A 15,774-nucleotide genomic window follows, 5' to 3' on the forward strand; every position below is an offset into this window, starting at 1 on the left:
AACCGCAACACCATCTTGGCCCGGTAGTCGAAACAAGGGGACAGTCCACCCATGAATCTCGAAAAGTTCACCGACCGCGCGAAGGGTTTCCTCCAGGCCGCGCAGACCGTCGCCATCCGCATGAACCACCAGCGGATCACGCCCGCGCATATCCTGAAGGCGATGATCGAGGACCCGGAAGGCATGGCCTCCGGGCTCATCGCTCGCGCAGGCGGCAATCCGCGTGACGTCGAAAGCGGGGTCGATACCGCGCTGGGGAAGATTCCGGCCGTGAGTGGGGGCGGGGCGCAGCAGACGCCGGGCCTCGACAACGATAGCGTGCGCGTGCTCGACCAGGCGGAGCAGATCGCGACCAAGGCGGGTGACAGCTACGTCCCCGTTCAGCGCTTGTTGCAGGCGCTGGCGCTGGCGACCACGACCAATGCCGGACAGGCGCTGAAGGCCGCCGGGGTCGAGGTGAAGGCGCTGGAGAACGCGATTCAGGAGCTTGCGGGCGGCCGCAATGCCGACACCGCGAGCGCGGAAGAAGCCTATGACGCGATGAAGAAATACGCCCGCGACCTGACCGAGGCGGCGCGGGCGGGCAAGCTCGATCCGGTGATCGGCCGGGACGAGGAAATCCGCCGTACGGTGCAGATCCTCGCCCGCAGGACCAAGAACAACCCCGCCCTCATCGGCGAACCCGGCACCGGCAAGACCGCCATCGCCGAAGGGCTGGCGCTGCGCATCGCCAATGGAGACGTGCCCGACAGTCTCAAGGGCCGCACGCTGATGAGCCTCGACATGGGCGCGCTGATCGCGGGCGCGAAATATCGCGGCGAGTTCGAAGAGCGGTTGAAGGCCGTGCTCGACGAGGTGAAGGGCGCGGAAGGCCAGATCATCCTGTTCATCGACGAGATGCACACGCTGATCGGCGCGGGTGCTTCTGAAGGTTCGATGGACGCCTCCAACCTGCTGAAGCCCGCCCTTTCGCGCGGCGAGCTGCATTGCATCGGTGCGACAACGCTCGACGAATACCAGAAATATGTCGAGAAGGACCCGGCCCTGCAGCGGCGTTTCCAGGCCGTCTATATCGACGAACCCAGCGTCGAGGATACGATCAGTATCCTGCGCGGGATCAAGGACAAGTACGAGTTGCACCACGGCGTGCGCATCACCGATGGCGCGATCGTCGCGGCGGCGCAGCTCTCCAACCGCTACATCCAGAACCGCTTCCTCCCCGACAAGGCGATCGACCTGATGGACGAGGCTGCGTCGCGCATCCGCATGGAAGTGGAATCCAAGCCCGAGGAGATCGAGGCGCTCGACCGGCGGATCATCCAGCTCAAGATCGAGGAGCAGGCGCTGCAGAAGGAAAGCGACAGCGCCTCGAAAGATCGACTGGAGAACCTGCGCAAGGAACTGTCGGGGCTCGAGGAGCAATCGAGCGCGCTGACCGCCCGCTGGCAGGGCGAGCGCGACAAGATCAACGCCGAAAGCCGGTTGAAGGAAGAGCTCGACCAGGCGCGGATCGAGCTGGAACAGGCGCAACGCGCGGGCGACCTCGCCAAGGCGGGCGAGCTTTCCTACGGCAGGATCCCCGAGCTGGAAAAGAAGCTCGCCGAGGCGAGCGGCCAGACCGAGAACGCCCTGCTGCGCGAGGAAGTGACCGAGGACGACATCGCCGGCGTGGTCAGCCGCTGGACCGGCGTGCCGGTCGACCGGATGCTGGAGGGCGAGCGTGAGAAGCTCCTCCAGATGGAAGCGATCCTCGGCAAGCGGGTGATCGGGCAGGAGCAGGCGGTGGAGGCCGTTTCCAAGGCCGTGCGCCGTGCGCGCGCCGGTCTGCAGGATCCGAACCGGCCGCTCGGCAGCTTCCTGTTCCTCGGCCCCACCGGCGTCGGCAAGACCGAGCTGACCAAGGCCCTCGCCGGCTTCCTGTTCGACGACGACCAGGCGATGGTCCGCATCGACATGAGCGAGTTCATGGAGAAGCATGCGGTCGCCCGGCTGATCGGCGCACCTCCGGGCTATGTCGGTTACGAGGAAGGCGGCGTGCTGACCGAAGCGGTGCGGCGGCGGCCCTATCAGGTCGTGCTGTTTGACGAGGTCGAGAAGGCGCACACCGACGTCTTCAACGTGCTGCTGCAGGTGCTTGACGACGGGCGCCTGACCGACGGGCAGGGCAGGGTGGTCGATTTCTCCAACACGCTGATCATCCTGACCTCGAACCTCGGCAGTCAGTTCCTGTCCAATATGACCGACGAGCAATCGGTGGAGGATGTCGAGCCGCAGGTGATGGACGTCGTGCGCGGACATTTCCGCCCCGAGTTCCTGAACCGGCTGGACGAGATCCTCCTGTTCCATCGCTTGGCGCAGGAGCACATGGCCCCGATCGTGGATATCCAGGTCGCGCGGGTGCAGAAGCTGCTGGCGGATCGCAAGATCAAGCTCGACCTCACCGACGCGGCACGCCGCTGGCTGGGGCGGGTGGGCTACGACCCGGTCTACGGCGCACGGCCCCTGAAGCGCGCGGTGCAGCGCTATCTGCAGGACCCGCTCGCCGACAAACTCCTCCGCGGCGAAGTGCCCGACGGCAGCACAGTCAAGATCGACGAAGGCGACGGCGCGCTTGAGATGCGGGTGGGGTAGGGGAATAACTCTCGTATTCCGTACCCACACCAACAAAAAAGGGCCCCGGCATCCCGGGGCCCTTTTTCTAGAACCGAGGTAACTTCAATTAAAAGTTCGCGCGGAAGCCGGCGTAAAAGTACCGACCGATATTGTCGTAGATGCCTGAGCCAGCGCCCAGACCGGTAAGACCAAATGGCGGCTTCTCGTTAGTGAGATTGTCGACACCGACGTAGAAGTTGTAATCTTCCATCACGTCAAAATCGAGACGTAAGTCGTGGTAGGTACGGCTCGGATAGAAAACCTCCGCGGTATAATCAGGATTTAGCGGCGGAGCCTCGACGAGCGAGCCTGCCGTACATGGCGTATCGGTGCGCGGAATATAGGTAGTATCCCCCGTCGGGTCGAGGTCTAGGTTCGCCGCACAAAGCTGCGTACTCGACACGTAGTTTTCGGCGGAACCGATGTACATCTTGTCGATGAACCGCAGGCTGTAGGAAAGCGTGATCGGACCATGCTTGTACGAAGCATTGAAGTTCGCCGCCCATGTCGGGTCGCCCAATTCACCGCGAACTCGATTCGGCACCTCGGGGTTATCCGAGTCCAAATAATTGGTACGGTCCAGAACACGCGTCGCAATCGCTCGCAGGCTCAGACGATCCCCATTATCGAACGTCTTGCGATAGCTGAGGTCGAAATCGAGCCCCTCTGCGGTGAGTTTAGCAAAATTGATTGGCCCAATGAGCAACGCGGCATTGGGATCAAGTGAGCCACTAGATGTACGTGGAAAAACCGCGTCACAAAACGAGTTGTTGAGATCCGCCGCGTCGTAACAGTTATTAATAATCGATTGAGCTGCCACACTCGTAATAACGTTTTTCACCTTTATGTTATAGTAATCAACGGTAAACGACAAGCCTGGTGCGAAACGAGGCTGGAACACTCCGCCAATCGTATAGCTATCAGAAGTTTCTGCATTCAACTCGGGGTTTCCGCCCTGCAGTACCGGGCGGTTACCTTGCCTCATGTCGTCGAAACCATCCGGAACTCCGTCTGCCGCACAGTTGGCGGGGCGAGTAGCACTGCCCTGATCTATAAAATCGATATCACAAGGATCGTCGAAGAATAGGAAGTTCTGCGTCTGTGAGGCAAAAAGGTCGCTTAGAGTAGGCGAGCGAACGGCTCGCGAGTAGTTTGCCCGAAGCCGGATGTCGTCGATGGGGGCCCATACGAGGTTACCATTGTAAGCCCATACAGTCCCCGTACCGCCTGCACCTGAATTGTAGTCTGAAACACGTGCAGCACCAGACAGGGTCAGTTCCCGAGCGAAGGGCATATCAGCGAGTAGAGGAATCGAAAGTTCTCCGAAGCCTTCCAAAACCTCAAGCGCTGGCGGTTCGAACGCGCTAAACGCGTTAAAGAAAGTCGCGCCGCTAGCGGAAAGGGCGTCAGGACGCGAAAAAGCTGTTTCGCGCCGCCACTCTCCGCCCAAGACAACAGAAATGGGGCCGCCGGGGAGCTCGAAGAACGATCCACTATTCGTACTGATATAGCCGAGCACGTCATATTGCTCCGCACCATCATCCAAGGTCGCTGCAGTATTGATGTAGTCTAAGGCTCCACTACCGATTGCAGCGGTCGGTCCGAGAATGTTGATTGGAATACATGAAGCGTCGTTGTTGTTAGGGTCGGCATCTACATTGATGCGACAAGCGGGAGCGCCCGTTGACGGATCAATAACGGCATCGATTGCATTCTGTGCGTTCTGGTAAATTAGATTGTTCTGAGCATCCAGATGACTACGGAAGCGCCCGTATGTGAACGACAGGTCGTACCTAGTGCGAGAGTCGAGGTCGCCCTCGACCCCCACAACCGCACGATAGGTTTGACGTACGAGTTCGTCATTGCGCGTTCCAAAATCGGAATTATTCCGACTGATGAAGAAACCTTGGCTCGGTTGGGTAACACCGCCGAGACTTAGAAATGTCTGCTGTACCCGCCTGATCAGTTCTGCGTCCTCAGGGTTTAGATATGCATTATCGAAGCGGATGAAAGCAGTCGCGGTCTGGTTCGGCGTGGGACATTGGGTAGCCGCACCGCCGATCGACCCAAACGTTACTGCACAAGAGCCGTTGAAAAATGACGGGGTACCCTCACCGATCGCCTCGATTCGCGCGTACTTAAGCTCGGCATAAGGCCGGAAGGAGTCGCTAACATCGAAATGTGCCAGAAGGTTTACATTGTAGCGCTTGATATCCGGAATGAGTGTCCCGTCAGACAAAGCCGAACCGGTTCCCCCTACGGCATATCCATCCGGAAACGGACTGTTTGACTCGGCGTAGAGACGTCCGTTTGAATTGAAACGAAGCGCACCACCAAGCCCGTCTGTCCCGCATGCAAAAGGCTGAGTGGCAGGGTCCAAGCAATAAGTATAAACGGTACCGCCCTCAGACAGGTAGTCCAGACGGAGGTTGTCGAACAACTGTAGGTCGGGATCGCCGTCGGAGTTGCTCAGTACGTCACTATCGCTATCCACCTCTTCAAACGCTGTAAAGCCAATGCCCGCACCAGAAAGTTCTGGACGCTGAGAATTCAGAACCGAACTAATATTTGTAAATTCGGCTGAAAGCGCAATGTTGCCCCGACCATCGCCGAAGTTCTTGCCGGCGACGAGACCTAGAGAATAGCGGCCATTGTCGCCGCGTTCCGACATGCCCGCCTGGCCGTTCAATTCCAGACCTTCATAGTCGCGGCGCAGAACGAAGTTCACAACACCGGCGATAGCGTCTGATCCGTAAACCGCGGAGGAACCGCCGGTAACCACATCGACCCGTTCGAGCAGCTCGTAAGGAATGGTGTTCACATCGACCTGGAAGTCGCCGGCGCTCGCCGTGATATGACGCCGACCGTTGACAAGGGTCAGTGTGCGACTGGTGCCAAGTCCACGAAGGTCCAGAATATTGAGTCCGGTCGTACCGATGAACCGCTGTGAGTTCGAAGTGCTGAAGGTCGAGCGGAGCGAAGGCAGGTCGTTCAGCGCGTCGCCTAGGGAGATCGACCCGCTGTCGAGCAATTCTCCGGCTTCGACTGAAGTCACCGGGACAGGGGATTCGACACCGACAGGGCGCACGATGCGCGACCCGGTTACTACGATCACGTTCTCGCTCGGAGCGGTTGTGCCATCGGCGGATACCGCCTCTTCGTCGTCGCAAACGCCGTTGTTATTTACGTCCTCGCAGTCGGCGATAGTGGGCGAGTCCTGAGCGGCCGCGGGCGCAGCCAGACTAGCTACGGAAATAGCGAGCGCAGCGGCACCGGTATAGAATACGCCCTTTTGGCCGCGAACAGTCGTGATGCGAGAATTCATGTATTTAGTCCCCTGTCGGTTGCGTCCCGCCGAGGGGCAGCTGGCGTGATTAACACGCGCGGTTCCCCAAGGTCTCCTGACGAGGTATTCGCAGGTTGGCTGGATACGGCAAACCGAAAACTATCGCGCTCAAGCTCCTTTCACGGGCTTGTCGCAGAATTGCAACACATGCGTATCCCGAAGCCTAGCCTGTGAGCGGGTAGATGAACCATTAGGTTGAGCAAACAAAAAGGGCCCCGGTTGCCCGGGGCCCTAAATTTTTATCCCTTCGGTTCGATTAGAAGTCGAAGGAAAGGCCGAAGCGGAAATACCGAGGAGTCTGGTACACAGTCGGCTTGCCGTAATTCTCGGCGAGCGGAACCGCGACGGTCGTAGGCGTGGGCTGGCCGATCACCGTGTCCTCATCGCCGACCTCGTTATAGTCTACGGGGCTGTCGAAATTGAACACATTGAAGACATCGACCCGGATGCGCATGTCGCCACCGGTGTTAAGCGGAACTTTGTACTGGAGGTTAAGGTCGATCCGCTTCTCCCATGCACCGCGGAAGGCGCCTCCGCGACCAACAAGTACCGACGAATCAGCACTATCGGACGGCGAGTAGTCCGCATCGTGAGGGGCGAACCCGGCGCCACGATCACCGCAGTACCAAGTATCCGCACCACCATCCTCATACGGATCCTTGGCCCGACCGTCGGTGAAGGGGTAAATGCCCAAGCAACCGTACGGCCGACCCGAGCTGAACCGGGCGTTTGCACCGACCTGGAAATTATCGGTCAAGGAATACGCGCCATACAGCTTGAAAGAATGGCGGCGGTCATTGGGTAGGAACCCGTAAGCTCCGTCCATCCAGCCTGGCTCATCATAGTCCTGGGTCAGACCGACATCATCCTGACCATTGTCGGACTTCACGCCGCCTTCGTAGTTACCCTTCAGGCGCGACCATGTGTAGGAACCTGAAAGGAGCCATTTCCCGTCGAAATCACGATCGAACGAGAACTCCACCGCGTAATACTTACGCTTGGCAGCCGGTAGATCGAGGTATTCCGCCGGAATGGTAAGTTCGCCACCGGCAAATCCGCCCTGAGGAAGCACGTTGATGATCACGTCCTTGCCAGGGTTGAGCAGCACATAGCCGCCCGAACCGACGGAGAGATCCGCTTCACCACCGCAGGCGGCTGGATTGTCGCCGCAGAACTGACCCGTCGCATACTGGTTCAGGTCAGCATCCTCGAGCACGTTTTTCAGGTTCCGGTAGGTGGCATTGATGCCGAAGCGCCAATGATCACCAACCCGCGTTTCAGCGCCGATAATGAACTCGTCCATGTACTGCGGCTCGAGGTTCTGGGAAACCAGAGTGCTGGCATCCGAGAAGTTCGTGTCGGAAAACACGGTGGTCGAAACGGGCGGACCGACCGGTGTCGGGTTTTCGAACGTACCGGTGTAGTGATAGTACTCCTGGAAGTAGTTCTCCTGACCGGCAAGCCGCAAGTTGGTGTTGGCGGCTACCGGGAGGTAATACCGCCCATAGAAAGCCGACAGCCGCGTGCGGTTGTCCCCAAAAACGTCGAAATTCGCACCGAGGCGAGGGCCCCACTGGTTCTTGATGTCGACGAACTTCGCGTCTCCGCCATTGCCGTAGTTGACGAACCGATCGTTGCGAATGCCGAGAGACAGGTTGAGGCGATCGGTTACGTCCCAGTTATCCTGCAGATAGAACGCAGTGTTCTTGTTGGTGAACTCGCCTGCCGAAGTGTAGACGATACGACGGAGGTAAACTTCGTTCGGTGCAATCGGATTGCCCGAAGAAGCAAAGAGCGGCGCACCCGTCCGGTTGCGATAGAAATAGTTAATTTCGCCGCCGGAGTAAGCCGAAGTGTTGTCCGCCTTCAGGATTTCATGATCGACGCCAAAGCGAAAGTGATGTTCTCCGAGGAAGTTTGCGAAGATATCGATGTCAGCGCGGTACTGTTCGCGAGAGTCCGAACCGTTGTCGAGCAGAGAACCAATGCCCTGAATGAACCGGTTCACACCCTCCGTGGTAGCGCCCACGTCTACCGTATAAGGAACGGACGCATCGGTGCCGGTAAGGCGACGTTCGTAGTCCGACTTGCCGTACATCGCGGTGACAGTCATCCAGTCAGTGAAGTTACCAACGTACCGACCAACGAAGTTCTCTCCGCCCTTGTACTCGTACTGGCTCACAACACGCGAACCCGTATCCTGGTCGGTTTGCTCGGTCTGCGAGTCGTTAAAATAGGTGAACTCCAACCGATGCCCGTCGAACGGAAGGAAGTCGACCTTACCACCGTAGAAAGGCGTGTCGTATGAAAAGTCCGTCTCAACACCCGAAACAGCGACGCTTGAGGAGTTGTAGTAACGCGGGTTTACGAACGCAAAACCGAAGAGCCGATCCTTGATGATCGGGCCGGAAAGCCAGACGTTACCTTCCACCTGTTCGCGCGAACCCTGAGAGTTCAGCGTCGCATAGGTGTCAGGTGAATCTTCCCGAAGCCCGTTGGGTTCGTAATAGACGTTCATCCCGCCGTGCAACTCGTTGCTACCCGAGCGACTGACGGCGATCACGGCACCGCCGGTCGAACGACCGAACTCGGCCTGATAGCCCCCGGTTTTGATCTGTACCTGATCGTAGAATTCGAACGGAACCGTAGAGCCACCGACGAACGTCCGAAAATTCGTTACGTTCATGCCGTTGATATAATAGATGTTCTCGGCGACCGACGATCCACCGAGAGAGATCACACCGCCATTGCCGTTGAAAGCAGTATCACCCGGAATAACCTGAGGGGCAAGCAGCGCAACGCTTTCGAGCGTACGAGGGACGGGGATATCGCTCGCGATTTCCTGAACGTCGAACGTGCGCCCGGTTGCGGCCTGTGAAAAATCGAGAGAGCGCGCGCGTGTCCCGGTAACGACAATCTCTGCGCCGCCCGCCGTAGCTTCAGGCGTCAAGGTGACCGTATAAGACGAGCCACCCAAGGCAGCGGAGGCGGAAGTTACGCGAGTGGTGCCGAAGCCCGGAGCGGAAACAACGATGTCGTAACCGCCGAACGAAAGGCCGGTGAACGTAAAACCGCCTGCAGAGCCGGTGGTCGCAGTGCGGGAGAAACCGCGATCGGTGGACTGAACCGTAACAGTCGCGCCCGCAACTGGGCTGCCGGCGTCATCAACGACAGTACCACTAATTTGGCCAGCCGCGACGTCTTGGGCAGCCGCAGGTTCTGCAACCAGAAGCCCGCCCACGGCACCTGCCCCAAGAAGAGCGAGCGCCTGAAATGCGGTTCCCGCGGAAAGCTTCCGCTTACGCAGAATTCCGCTTCGAATTGGATGGGATGTCATATGGGTTCAATCCTCTTGAACATTATCCGAAGGAATCAGCCTCCCCCAAAGGGCTTTTTCGCAGCTGAATATGATGGCATTGCGCGAATTCGCAGGTGTGTTCAATCGCCTCCATCCCGATGCAGGCCTCCGCCGTCCAGGCTGTGACACATTTGCAACGTTTCCGTTGCCTTCCTGTGGCACCGTAAGTTGGGAAGGTTGGAACACCCGCCCCCCTCCCTTGACTCCGCCCCCCAACTCGCCCCACCGCCGGTGGCAAATAAAAACCCACCTTCAGGAGAGCCACATGTCCGCAGCCTATATCGTCGATGCGTTACGCACTGCCGGGGGGCGCCGCGGCGGTCGCCTTGCCGGGGTTCACGCGGTCGACCTTGCAGCGAATTCGCTGGATGCGCTGGTCGAACGGACCGGCGTCGATCCCGCGGCGATCGAGGACGTCATTATGGGCTGCGTCGGGCAGGCGGGCGAGCAGGGTATGCAGGTCGGGCGCAACGCCGTGCTCGCGGCGCGGCTGCTGCCGGAATCGACGCCCGCCGTGACGATCGATCGCCAGTGCGGATCGAGCCAGCAGGCGATCCAGTTCGCCGCACAGGCGGTGATGAGCGGCACGCAGGACGTGGTTGTCGCCGCCGGGATCGAGAGCATGAGCCGCGTTCCGATGGGCACGCCGGTAACGCTGGCGATGAAGGAGGGGCTGGGCAACTACAAGTCGCCGGGTCTCGAGGCCAAATATCCGGGCGTGATGTGGTCCCAGTTCGTCGGGGCGGAGATGGTCGCGAAGAAGCACGGCTTCGACAAGGACGACCTCGACCGCTTCGCGCTGGAAAGCCACAGGAAGGCGATCGCCGCGACCGAGGCGGGCCGTTTCGAGGCCGAGATCGTGCCGGTGGAGATCGAGACGCCCGATGGCGCGGAGATGCACACCGTGGATGAGGGCATCCGCTTCGACGCAACGCTGGAAAGCATCGCTTCGGTCAAAAAGCTGTCGGAAGAAGGCGTGATCACCGCCGCCAGCGCCAGCCAGATCTGCGATGGTTCCAGCGCGGCGCTGATCGTGTCCGAACAGGCGTTGAAGGATTACGGCCTCACCCCGATGGCGCGGATCGTCAACCTGACGGTCACCGCGGGCGACCCCGTCATCATGCTGGAAGAGCCGCTGTTCGCGACCGACAAGGCGTTGCAGCGCGCGGGGCTGACCATCGACGACATCGACCTTTACGAGGTCAACGAGGCGTTCGCGCCGGTGCCGCTCGCCTGGCTGAAGCATGTCGGGGGCGATCCGGACAAGCTCAATGTCAATGGCGGCGCGATCGCACTCGGCCACCCGCTGGGTGCGTCGGGCACGAAGCTGATGTCGACCCTGTTGCACGCGATGAAGGCGCGCGGGGCCAAGCGCGGCCTGCAGACGATGTGCGAGGGCGGCGGCGTCGCCAACGTCACGATCGTCGAGGCGATGTAGGTCACGGCTCGAAGATAAATTCCCCTGGTGTTGAGTCTGTCTAGGCACTGTACTCGCTTTGCGCGCAGTGCTTGAGCAAGGGACAGCCCTTGGACAGGCTCAGGGCGAGCGGTTCTGAGAAACACAGGAGAGATCAATGGAAGTCAGCAGCAATACCCCCGCCATCGTGACCGGTGGCGCCTCCGGTTTGGGCGCGGCCACCGCGCGCGCGATCGCGGCGAAGGGCGCGAAGGTCGCCCTGTTCGACATGAACGAGGAGAAGGGCAACGCTCTCGCCGAGGAGCTGGGCGGCGTGTTCTGCAAGGTCAACGTGACCAGTGAGGAGGAGGTCGACGCCGCCTTCGCGAAGGCGCGCGAGGCCCATGGGCAGGAGCGCATCCTGGTCAATTGCGCCGGCATCGGCAACGCAATGAAGACCGCGAGCCGCGACAAGGAAACGGGGGAGATCAAACATTTCCCGGTGTCGGCGTTTGAATTCGTCGTGCAGGTCAACCTGATCGGCACCTTCCGCTGCATCGCCAAGGCGGCAGCGGGCATGATGAGCCTCGATCCGCTGAACGACGAGGGCGAGCGCGGGGCGATCGTCAACACCGCCAGCGTGGCTGCGGAAGACGGCCAGATCGGCCAGGCGGCCTATTCCGCGTCGAAGGGCGGAGTGGTCGGCATGACGCTGCCGATCGCGCGCGACCTGATGAACGAAGGCATCCGCGTGAACACGATCCTGCCCGGCATCTTCCACACGCCGCTGCTGATGGGCCTGCCGGAGAAGGCGATCGACGCGCTGAATGCCTCGGTGCCGTTCCCCAAGCGGCTGGGCAACCCCGAGGAATATGCCCACCTCGCGATGACCATGATCGAGAACGGTTATTTCAACGGCGAGGACGTGCGGCTGGACGGGGCGATCCGGATGGCCCCGCGCTAGGGCTCCTGTCCTACTCGGCTCGGGCGCGGTAATCCGCGCCCGATGACTTCCTTCATGCGCCCCTTTTCCGATCCCTTTTGCGGGGTATCGGGGAAGGGGTTTTTCCTGGCCCAGTACACTGTTCCATGTGTTCCATCGTGTAGGGTTTCGCACCGACGCCGCGCCTTGGAATGTGCCTGCAAGGGGCGCGAGCGAGGGGCTGCGAAGCTTGATCGATGCGGTGGGTGCAGTAGGAATGACGATCATGTCTCGCAAAGCCACCACCGCTCCCGTCCTCGCCGATTTCCTGCCGTACCAGCTCTCGATCGCCTCGAACGCGGTCAGCGGCCGGATCGCGCAGCTCTATCAGGAGCGGTTCGGTCTGAAGGTCGGGGAATGGCGGATCATGGCCGTGCTGGGCGAAGCGGACGAGCGTACGCAGCGCGAACTCGTGGCGCTGACCCTGATGGACAAGGTCGCGGTCAACCGGGCATGCAAGGCCCTGGTCGACCGTGGTCTGGCGGCCCGGCGACCCAATGCGCAGGACGGGCGCTCGCACCATCTGGCGCTGACGGAGGAGGGGCGCGGAATCTACGCGCAGATCATGCCGCTTGCGCGCGAGAGCGAAGCGCAACTGCTCGAAGGATTCACCGCCGCGGAAGAGGAGAGCCTGCGCGCCCTGCTGGCCAGGGTGCGCGAGCGCGCCGGATCGATCGCGCCCGAACTGGGCTGAGCGATCAGCCCTTCACCGGGCCGCCCGCCGCGAAGGCATCGGCGATGGAACACGCCGCGGGGCCGAGGATGACGATGAACAGCACCGGCAGAATGAACAGGATCAGCGGGATCGTCATGATCGCGGGCAGGCGGGCCGCCTTCTCTTCGGCGCGCATCATCCGCTCGTTGCGGAACTCGGCCGACAGCACGCGCAGCGCGGAGGCGAGCGGTGTGCCGTAGCGCTCCGTCTGGATCATGGTGGTCACCACGCCGCGCACCGATTCCAGGTTCACGCGATAGGCCAGGTTGTCGAACGCCTGCTTGCGTTCGGACAGGAAGGAGAGCTCGATCGAGGTCAGCGTGAATTCCTCGCCCAGTTCGGGGTAGGCGGAGCCCAGTTCGCGCGCCACCCGGCCGAAGGCGGCATCGACGGTAAGGCCCGCCTCGGCGCAGATGACGAGGAGGTCCAGCGCGTCGGGCAATCCCTTGCGAATTTCGGCGGTCCGCTTGGTCGCCTTGTTCTTGAGGAAGATCTCCGGTGCCTTGTAGCCGATGCCGACCGCTGCGGCGAAAGTGGCGAACCGCTTGAAATCGCCCCATTCGGGAAAGGAGTTGCCCAGATAGACCACGAAGAAGACCAGCAGGCCGAGCGTGATTGGCACCACCATGCGCGCGCCGATGACGAAGAAGGCGAGTTCGGGATTGCGATAGCCGGCATGCGCCAGCTTCTGACGGATGTCCTTCAGCTGGCTTTGCTGGAGGACCCTCATCTTCTCCAGCCGCTCGCGCACCAGTTCGGTCTGGTTGGTTCGCTTGACGAGGCTCTGCCGCTTGCGCGCGGTCGACTTTACGATGCCGGATTTCAGTTCGTCTCGTCGCGCGTTCAGGGCCCGCAGGCGTTTCGCCATGGGGTTCTTCACGCTCATCGCGGTATAGACCGCGAACAGCACCGACAGCGCGGCGACCGCGGCCAGCACCGTGCCCGCGAAGATCACGTCGACGCCCAGGAGGGTAGGGCCGGTGGCGGAGGAGAGAAGGATCACGTTCGCCTCAGATCTCGAAATTAATCATCTTGGCCATGATGAACGCGCCGATGCCCATCCACACCATTCCGCCGAGCCCGGCGATGATCAGGCGGTCTTCGGTAAAGAAGCCCTGCAGATAATCGGGCTTCATGTAATAGACGAGCCCGAAGACGAGGAAGGGCAGGGCCCCCACGATGTAGGCCGATGCCTTGGACTCCGAGCTCATCGCCTTGATTTTCAGCTTCATCTGGCTGCGCTTGCGCAGCACTTCGGAGAGATTGGACAGCGTTTCGGCCAGGTTGCCGCCGGTCTCGCGCTGAATGGCGAGCGAAATGCAGAAGAAGTTGAATTCGGGAATACCGAGCTTTTCCGCCGCCACCTGCAACGCCTCGTCCATCGTGCGCCCGATCCGGATACGCTCGCAGATGCCCTTGAATTCCTGGCCTACCGGCCCCGGCACCTCCCGCGCGACGACCTGCAGCGTCTCGGTGACGGGCAAGCCGGATCGAAGGCCACGAACCAGCAATTCGATCGCATCGGGGAACCGCGCATTGAACTGCGCCGTACGCTTCGTGATGAGGCGGCTAACATAGAGATGGGGAAGCCCGAGGCCGACGATCACCCCGACGAACAGGCCCAGGAACAGCGCGCCAGACTTCAGGAAAACGAGCCCGCCGACCACCAGCCCCAGACCGATGCAGGTGTTCATGTAGCCGGTGACCGACCATCCCTTGCCGGTGCGGTCGAGCCGGTTCTGGATCTGTTGCATGCGCGTCGAGTCGGTCGCGAACATACCCTTTTGCGACCGGCGCGAAGCGATGGCTTTCTTGAGCTGGGATTCGACCCTGGTCTCGGTGTTTTGCGAATGGCGATAGCGCACCGTTTCAAGCCGGCGTCGGCTTTCCTTGGCCGGAGAAGCCCCGCCGAGAAAAGCGTAGGCAAGCAGCGCCAGCGTGGCGAGACCGCCACATAGGACCAAGATGAAATCGGTGCTCACGATATCGCCGCTTCCCTGTCTCCGCTCTCGCTCGCGCCCGCGCCTCAGCGCGCCGCGGCTTTCTCTTTCGGTTTCGAAGAGCTCTTGGCCCCCGGAATGAGCGACTTGAGATCGAGGCTTTCGAGTAGCGATTTCTTCTGCGTATTGCTCACACTGCCGGCTCCATCAACACTATCGTCGCCCAGCGCCGCGATCCGAGAGCCCAGTTCGCGGATCACTACGCTGGCCTTGCTCGATGGCGTGGCATGGGTAAGCACGCGGCCCAGCTTGGCGGCATTGGAAGCGGCCTTCGCATCGAGCGGCACGACGAAGTCGATCTTGGTCTCGATCGAGGCTTCGAAATCGCTCCTGCTGATCTCGGCCACCGCCGGCTGGGATTTGTTGGCGACGATTACCGGCTCGACATGCGGGGCGTGGGTTTTCATCCAGCTGAGAATCCGGATGGTGTCGCGCGCGGCCGCCAGGGTGATCTCGGTCGCGATGACCGCCACGTTCACGTCGTTGAGCAGATGCGGGAAGTTGATCAGCATGTTGCGCGGCAGATCGATCACGGTCAGTTCGAACGCCTGACGAAACTCTTCCGTCAGTTGCACGAAGGCCGCGCCATCGGTCAGCAGCGGTGCATTCATCGGCGCTTCCGCCGACAGGATCGCGAGCTTCGCATTGGCGCGGATCATCGCGCGTTCGATGAACAGGCCGTCGATGCGGCTGGGGTTCTCGATCGCGTCGGTCAGGCCGCGACCCGGCTCGAGGTCGAGGGTCAGGGCCCCCACGCCGAAATGGATGTCGAGGTCCAACAGCGCGGTCGTCAGCTTGTGCTGCTCGCTGAACTCCCAAGCCAGCGACGTCGCCAGCGTGGACGCGCCGACACCGCCGCGCGTTCCGATGATCGCGGTGCTGATATGCCGCCGCCCGGTATTGCCTTCGCCCGCCTTCGGCGCGGTGAATATCTCCTGCGCTTCCTGCAGGGCTTCGTACATTGTCTTCAGCGCCAGCGGCTTCAGCATGTAGTCGTGCATGCCGCTGGCCAGGAGACCGCGATAAAGACGCACATCGTTGATCTGGCCGATCGCGATTACCACCGTACCGGGTTCGCAGACCTCGGCCAGGGAGTTGATGTCGTTCAGCGGATCGCCGCATTCCGACAGGTCGACCAGCAGGATGTTGGGGCTCGCGCTCACAGCCAGCGCCTGCACCGCGTCGCGCAGGCCGCCCTTGTGGCACAGTTCCGGCGACCAGCCCATTTCGGCGACCGCGCTACGGACCGTGTCGAGCGCCGCTGTATCGCAGATATAGGCGCTGACGGGGGCGCGGCTCGCGCTGTTCCAGGGTGCGTTCATGAT

Annotated in this window: 9 protein-coding genes; 4 read left to right on the forward strand and 5 right to left on the reverse strand. The window is 61.1% G+C overall.

Going from position 1 to position 15,774, the window contains the following annotated elements; genetic code table 11:
• Nucleotides 1-51 precede the first annotated feature (51 nt).
• Nucleotides 52-2,631, forward strand: a complete 2,580-nt coding sequence (gene clpB, locus MKP08_RS06910) for an ATP-dependent chaperone ClpB (RefSeq protein WP_241555452.1) — start codon at nucleotides 52-54, stop codon at nucleotides 2,629-2,631.
• 88 nt (nucleotides 2,632-2,719) lie between these two features.
• Here clpB and MKP08_RS06915 read toward each other — a convergent pair whose 3' ends face one another.
• The gene (locus MKP08_RS06915; protein WP_241555453.1) at nucleotides 2,720-5,977 is read right to left on the reverse strand and encodes a TonB-dependent receptor domain-containing protein; all 3,258 of its coding nucleotides are present in this window, start codon (nucleotides 5,975-5,977) and stop codon (nucleotides 2,720-2,722) included.
• Between the two features lie 277 nt (nucleotides 5,978-6,254).
• Nucleotides 6,255-9,335: a TonB-dependent receptor gene (locus tag MKP08_RS06920; RefSeq protein WP_241555454.1), complete on the reverse strand. Its 3,081-nt coding sequence runs from the start codon at nucleotides 9,333-9,335 to the stop codon at nucleotides 6,255-6,257.
• Nucleotides 9,336-9,621: 286 nt separating this feature from the next.
• Here MKP08_RS06920 and MKP08_RS06925 point away from each other — a divergent pair, with 286 nt between their 5' ends.
• The 3 genes from MKP08_RS06925 (at nucleotide 9,622) to MKP08_RS06935 (ending at nucleotide 12,428) form a co-directional block, all read left to right on the forward strand.
• Nucleotides 9,622-10,794 (forward strand): acetyl-CoA C-acetyltransferase, encoded by a 1,173-nt coding sequence (locus tag MKP08_RS06925; RefSeq protein WP_241555455.1) that lies wholly within the window; start codon nucleotides 9,622-9,624, stop codon nucleotides 10,792-10,794.
• 136 nt (nucleotides 10,795-10,930) lie between these two features.
• A complete protein-coding gene (locus tag MKP08_RS06930) occupies nucleotides 10,931-11,716 on the forward strand; it encodes an SDR family NAD(P)-dependent oxidoreductase (RefSeq protein WP_215228816.1) in 786 nt (261 codons plus the stop codon).
• A 244-nt stretch (nucleotides 11,717-11,960) separates the two neighbouring features.
• A complete protein-coding gene (locus MKP08_RS06935) occupies nucleotides 11,961-12,428 on the forward strand; it encodes a MarR family winged helix-turn-helix transcriptional regulator (RefSeq protein ID WP_241555456.1) in 468 nt (155 codons plus the stop codon).
• A 4-nt stretch (nucleotides 12,429-12,432) separates the two neighbouring features.
• Here MKP08_RS06935 and MKP08_RS06940 read toward each other — a convergent pair whose 3' ends face one another.
• The 3 genes from MKP08_RS06940 to MKP08_RS06950 are packed head-to-tail and all read right to left on the reverse strand — an operon-like array spanning nucleotide 12,433 to nucleotide 15,771.
• On the reverse strand, nucleotides 12,433-13,452 hold the full coding sequence (locus MKP08_RS06940) for a type II secretion system F family protein (protein ID WP_241555457.1): 1,020 nt from the start codon (nucleotides 13,450-13,452) through the stop codon (nucleotides 12,433-12,435).
• A 7-nt stretch (nucleotides 13,453-13,459) separates the two neighbouring features.
• Nucleotides 13,460-14,434, reverse strand: coding sequence for a type II secretion system F family protein (locus tag MKP08_RS06945; RefSeq protein WP_373418099.1), 975 nt, complete (start codon nucleotides 14,432-14,434; stop codon nucleotides 13,460-13,462).
• A gap of 41 nt (nucleotides 14,435-14,475) precedes the next feature.
• A complete protein-coding gene (locus MKP08_RS06950; RefSeq protein WP_241555459.1) occupies nucleotides 14,476-15,771 on the reverse strand; it encodes a pilus assembly protein CpaE in 1,296 nt (431 codons plus the stop codon).
• Between the last annotated feature and the right edge of the window lie 3 nt (nucleotides 15,772-15,774).

It is taken from the genome of Erythrobacter sp. LQ02-29, assembly GCF_022576075.2.
GTDB lineage: Bacteria > Pseudomonadota > Alphaproteobacteria > Sphingomonadales > Sphingomonadaceae > Alteriqipengyuania.

Bases quoted from the DNA above. Each gene is read 5' to 3' on its own strand.
- clpB (WP_241555452.1), top strand. From the start codon at position 52: ATGAATCTCGAAAAGTTCACCGACCGCGCGAAGGGTTTCCTCCAGGCC.
- MKP08_RS06915 (WP_241555453.1), bottom strand. From the start codon at position 5,977: ATGAATTCTCGCATCACGACTGTTCGCGGCCAAAAGGGCGTATTCTAT.
- MKP08_RS06920 (WP_241555454.1), bottom strand. From the start codon at position 9,335: ATGACATCCCATCCAATTCGAAGCGGAATTCTGCGTAAGCGGAAGCTT.
- MKP08_RS06925 (WP_241555455.1), top strand. From the start codon at position 9,622: ATGTCCGCAGCCTATATCGTCGATGCGTTACGCACTGCCGGGGGGCGC.
- MKP08_RS06930 (WP_215228816.1), top strand. From the start codon at position 10,931: ATGGAAGTCAGCAGCAATACCCCCGCCATCGTGACCGGTGGCGCCTCC.
- MKP08_RS06935 (WP_241555456.1), top strand. From the start codon at position 11,961: ATGTCTCGCAAAGCCACCACCGCTCCCGTCCTCGCCGATTTCCTGCCG.
- MKP08_RS06950 (WP_241555459.1), bottom strand. From the start codon at position 15,771: ATGAACGCACCCTGGAACAGCGCGAGCCGCGCCCCCGTCAGCGCCTAT.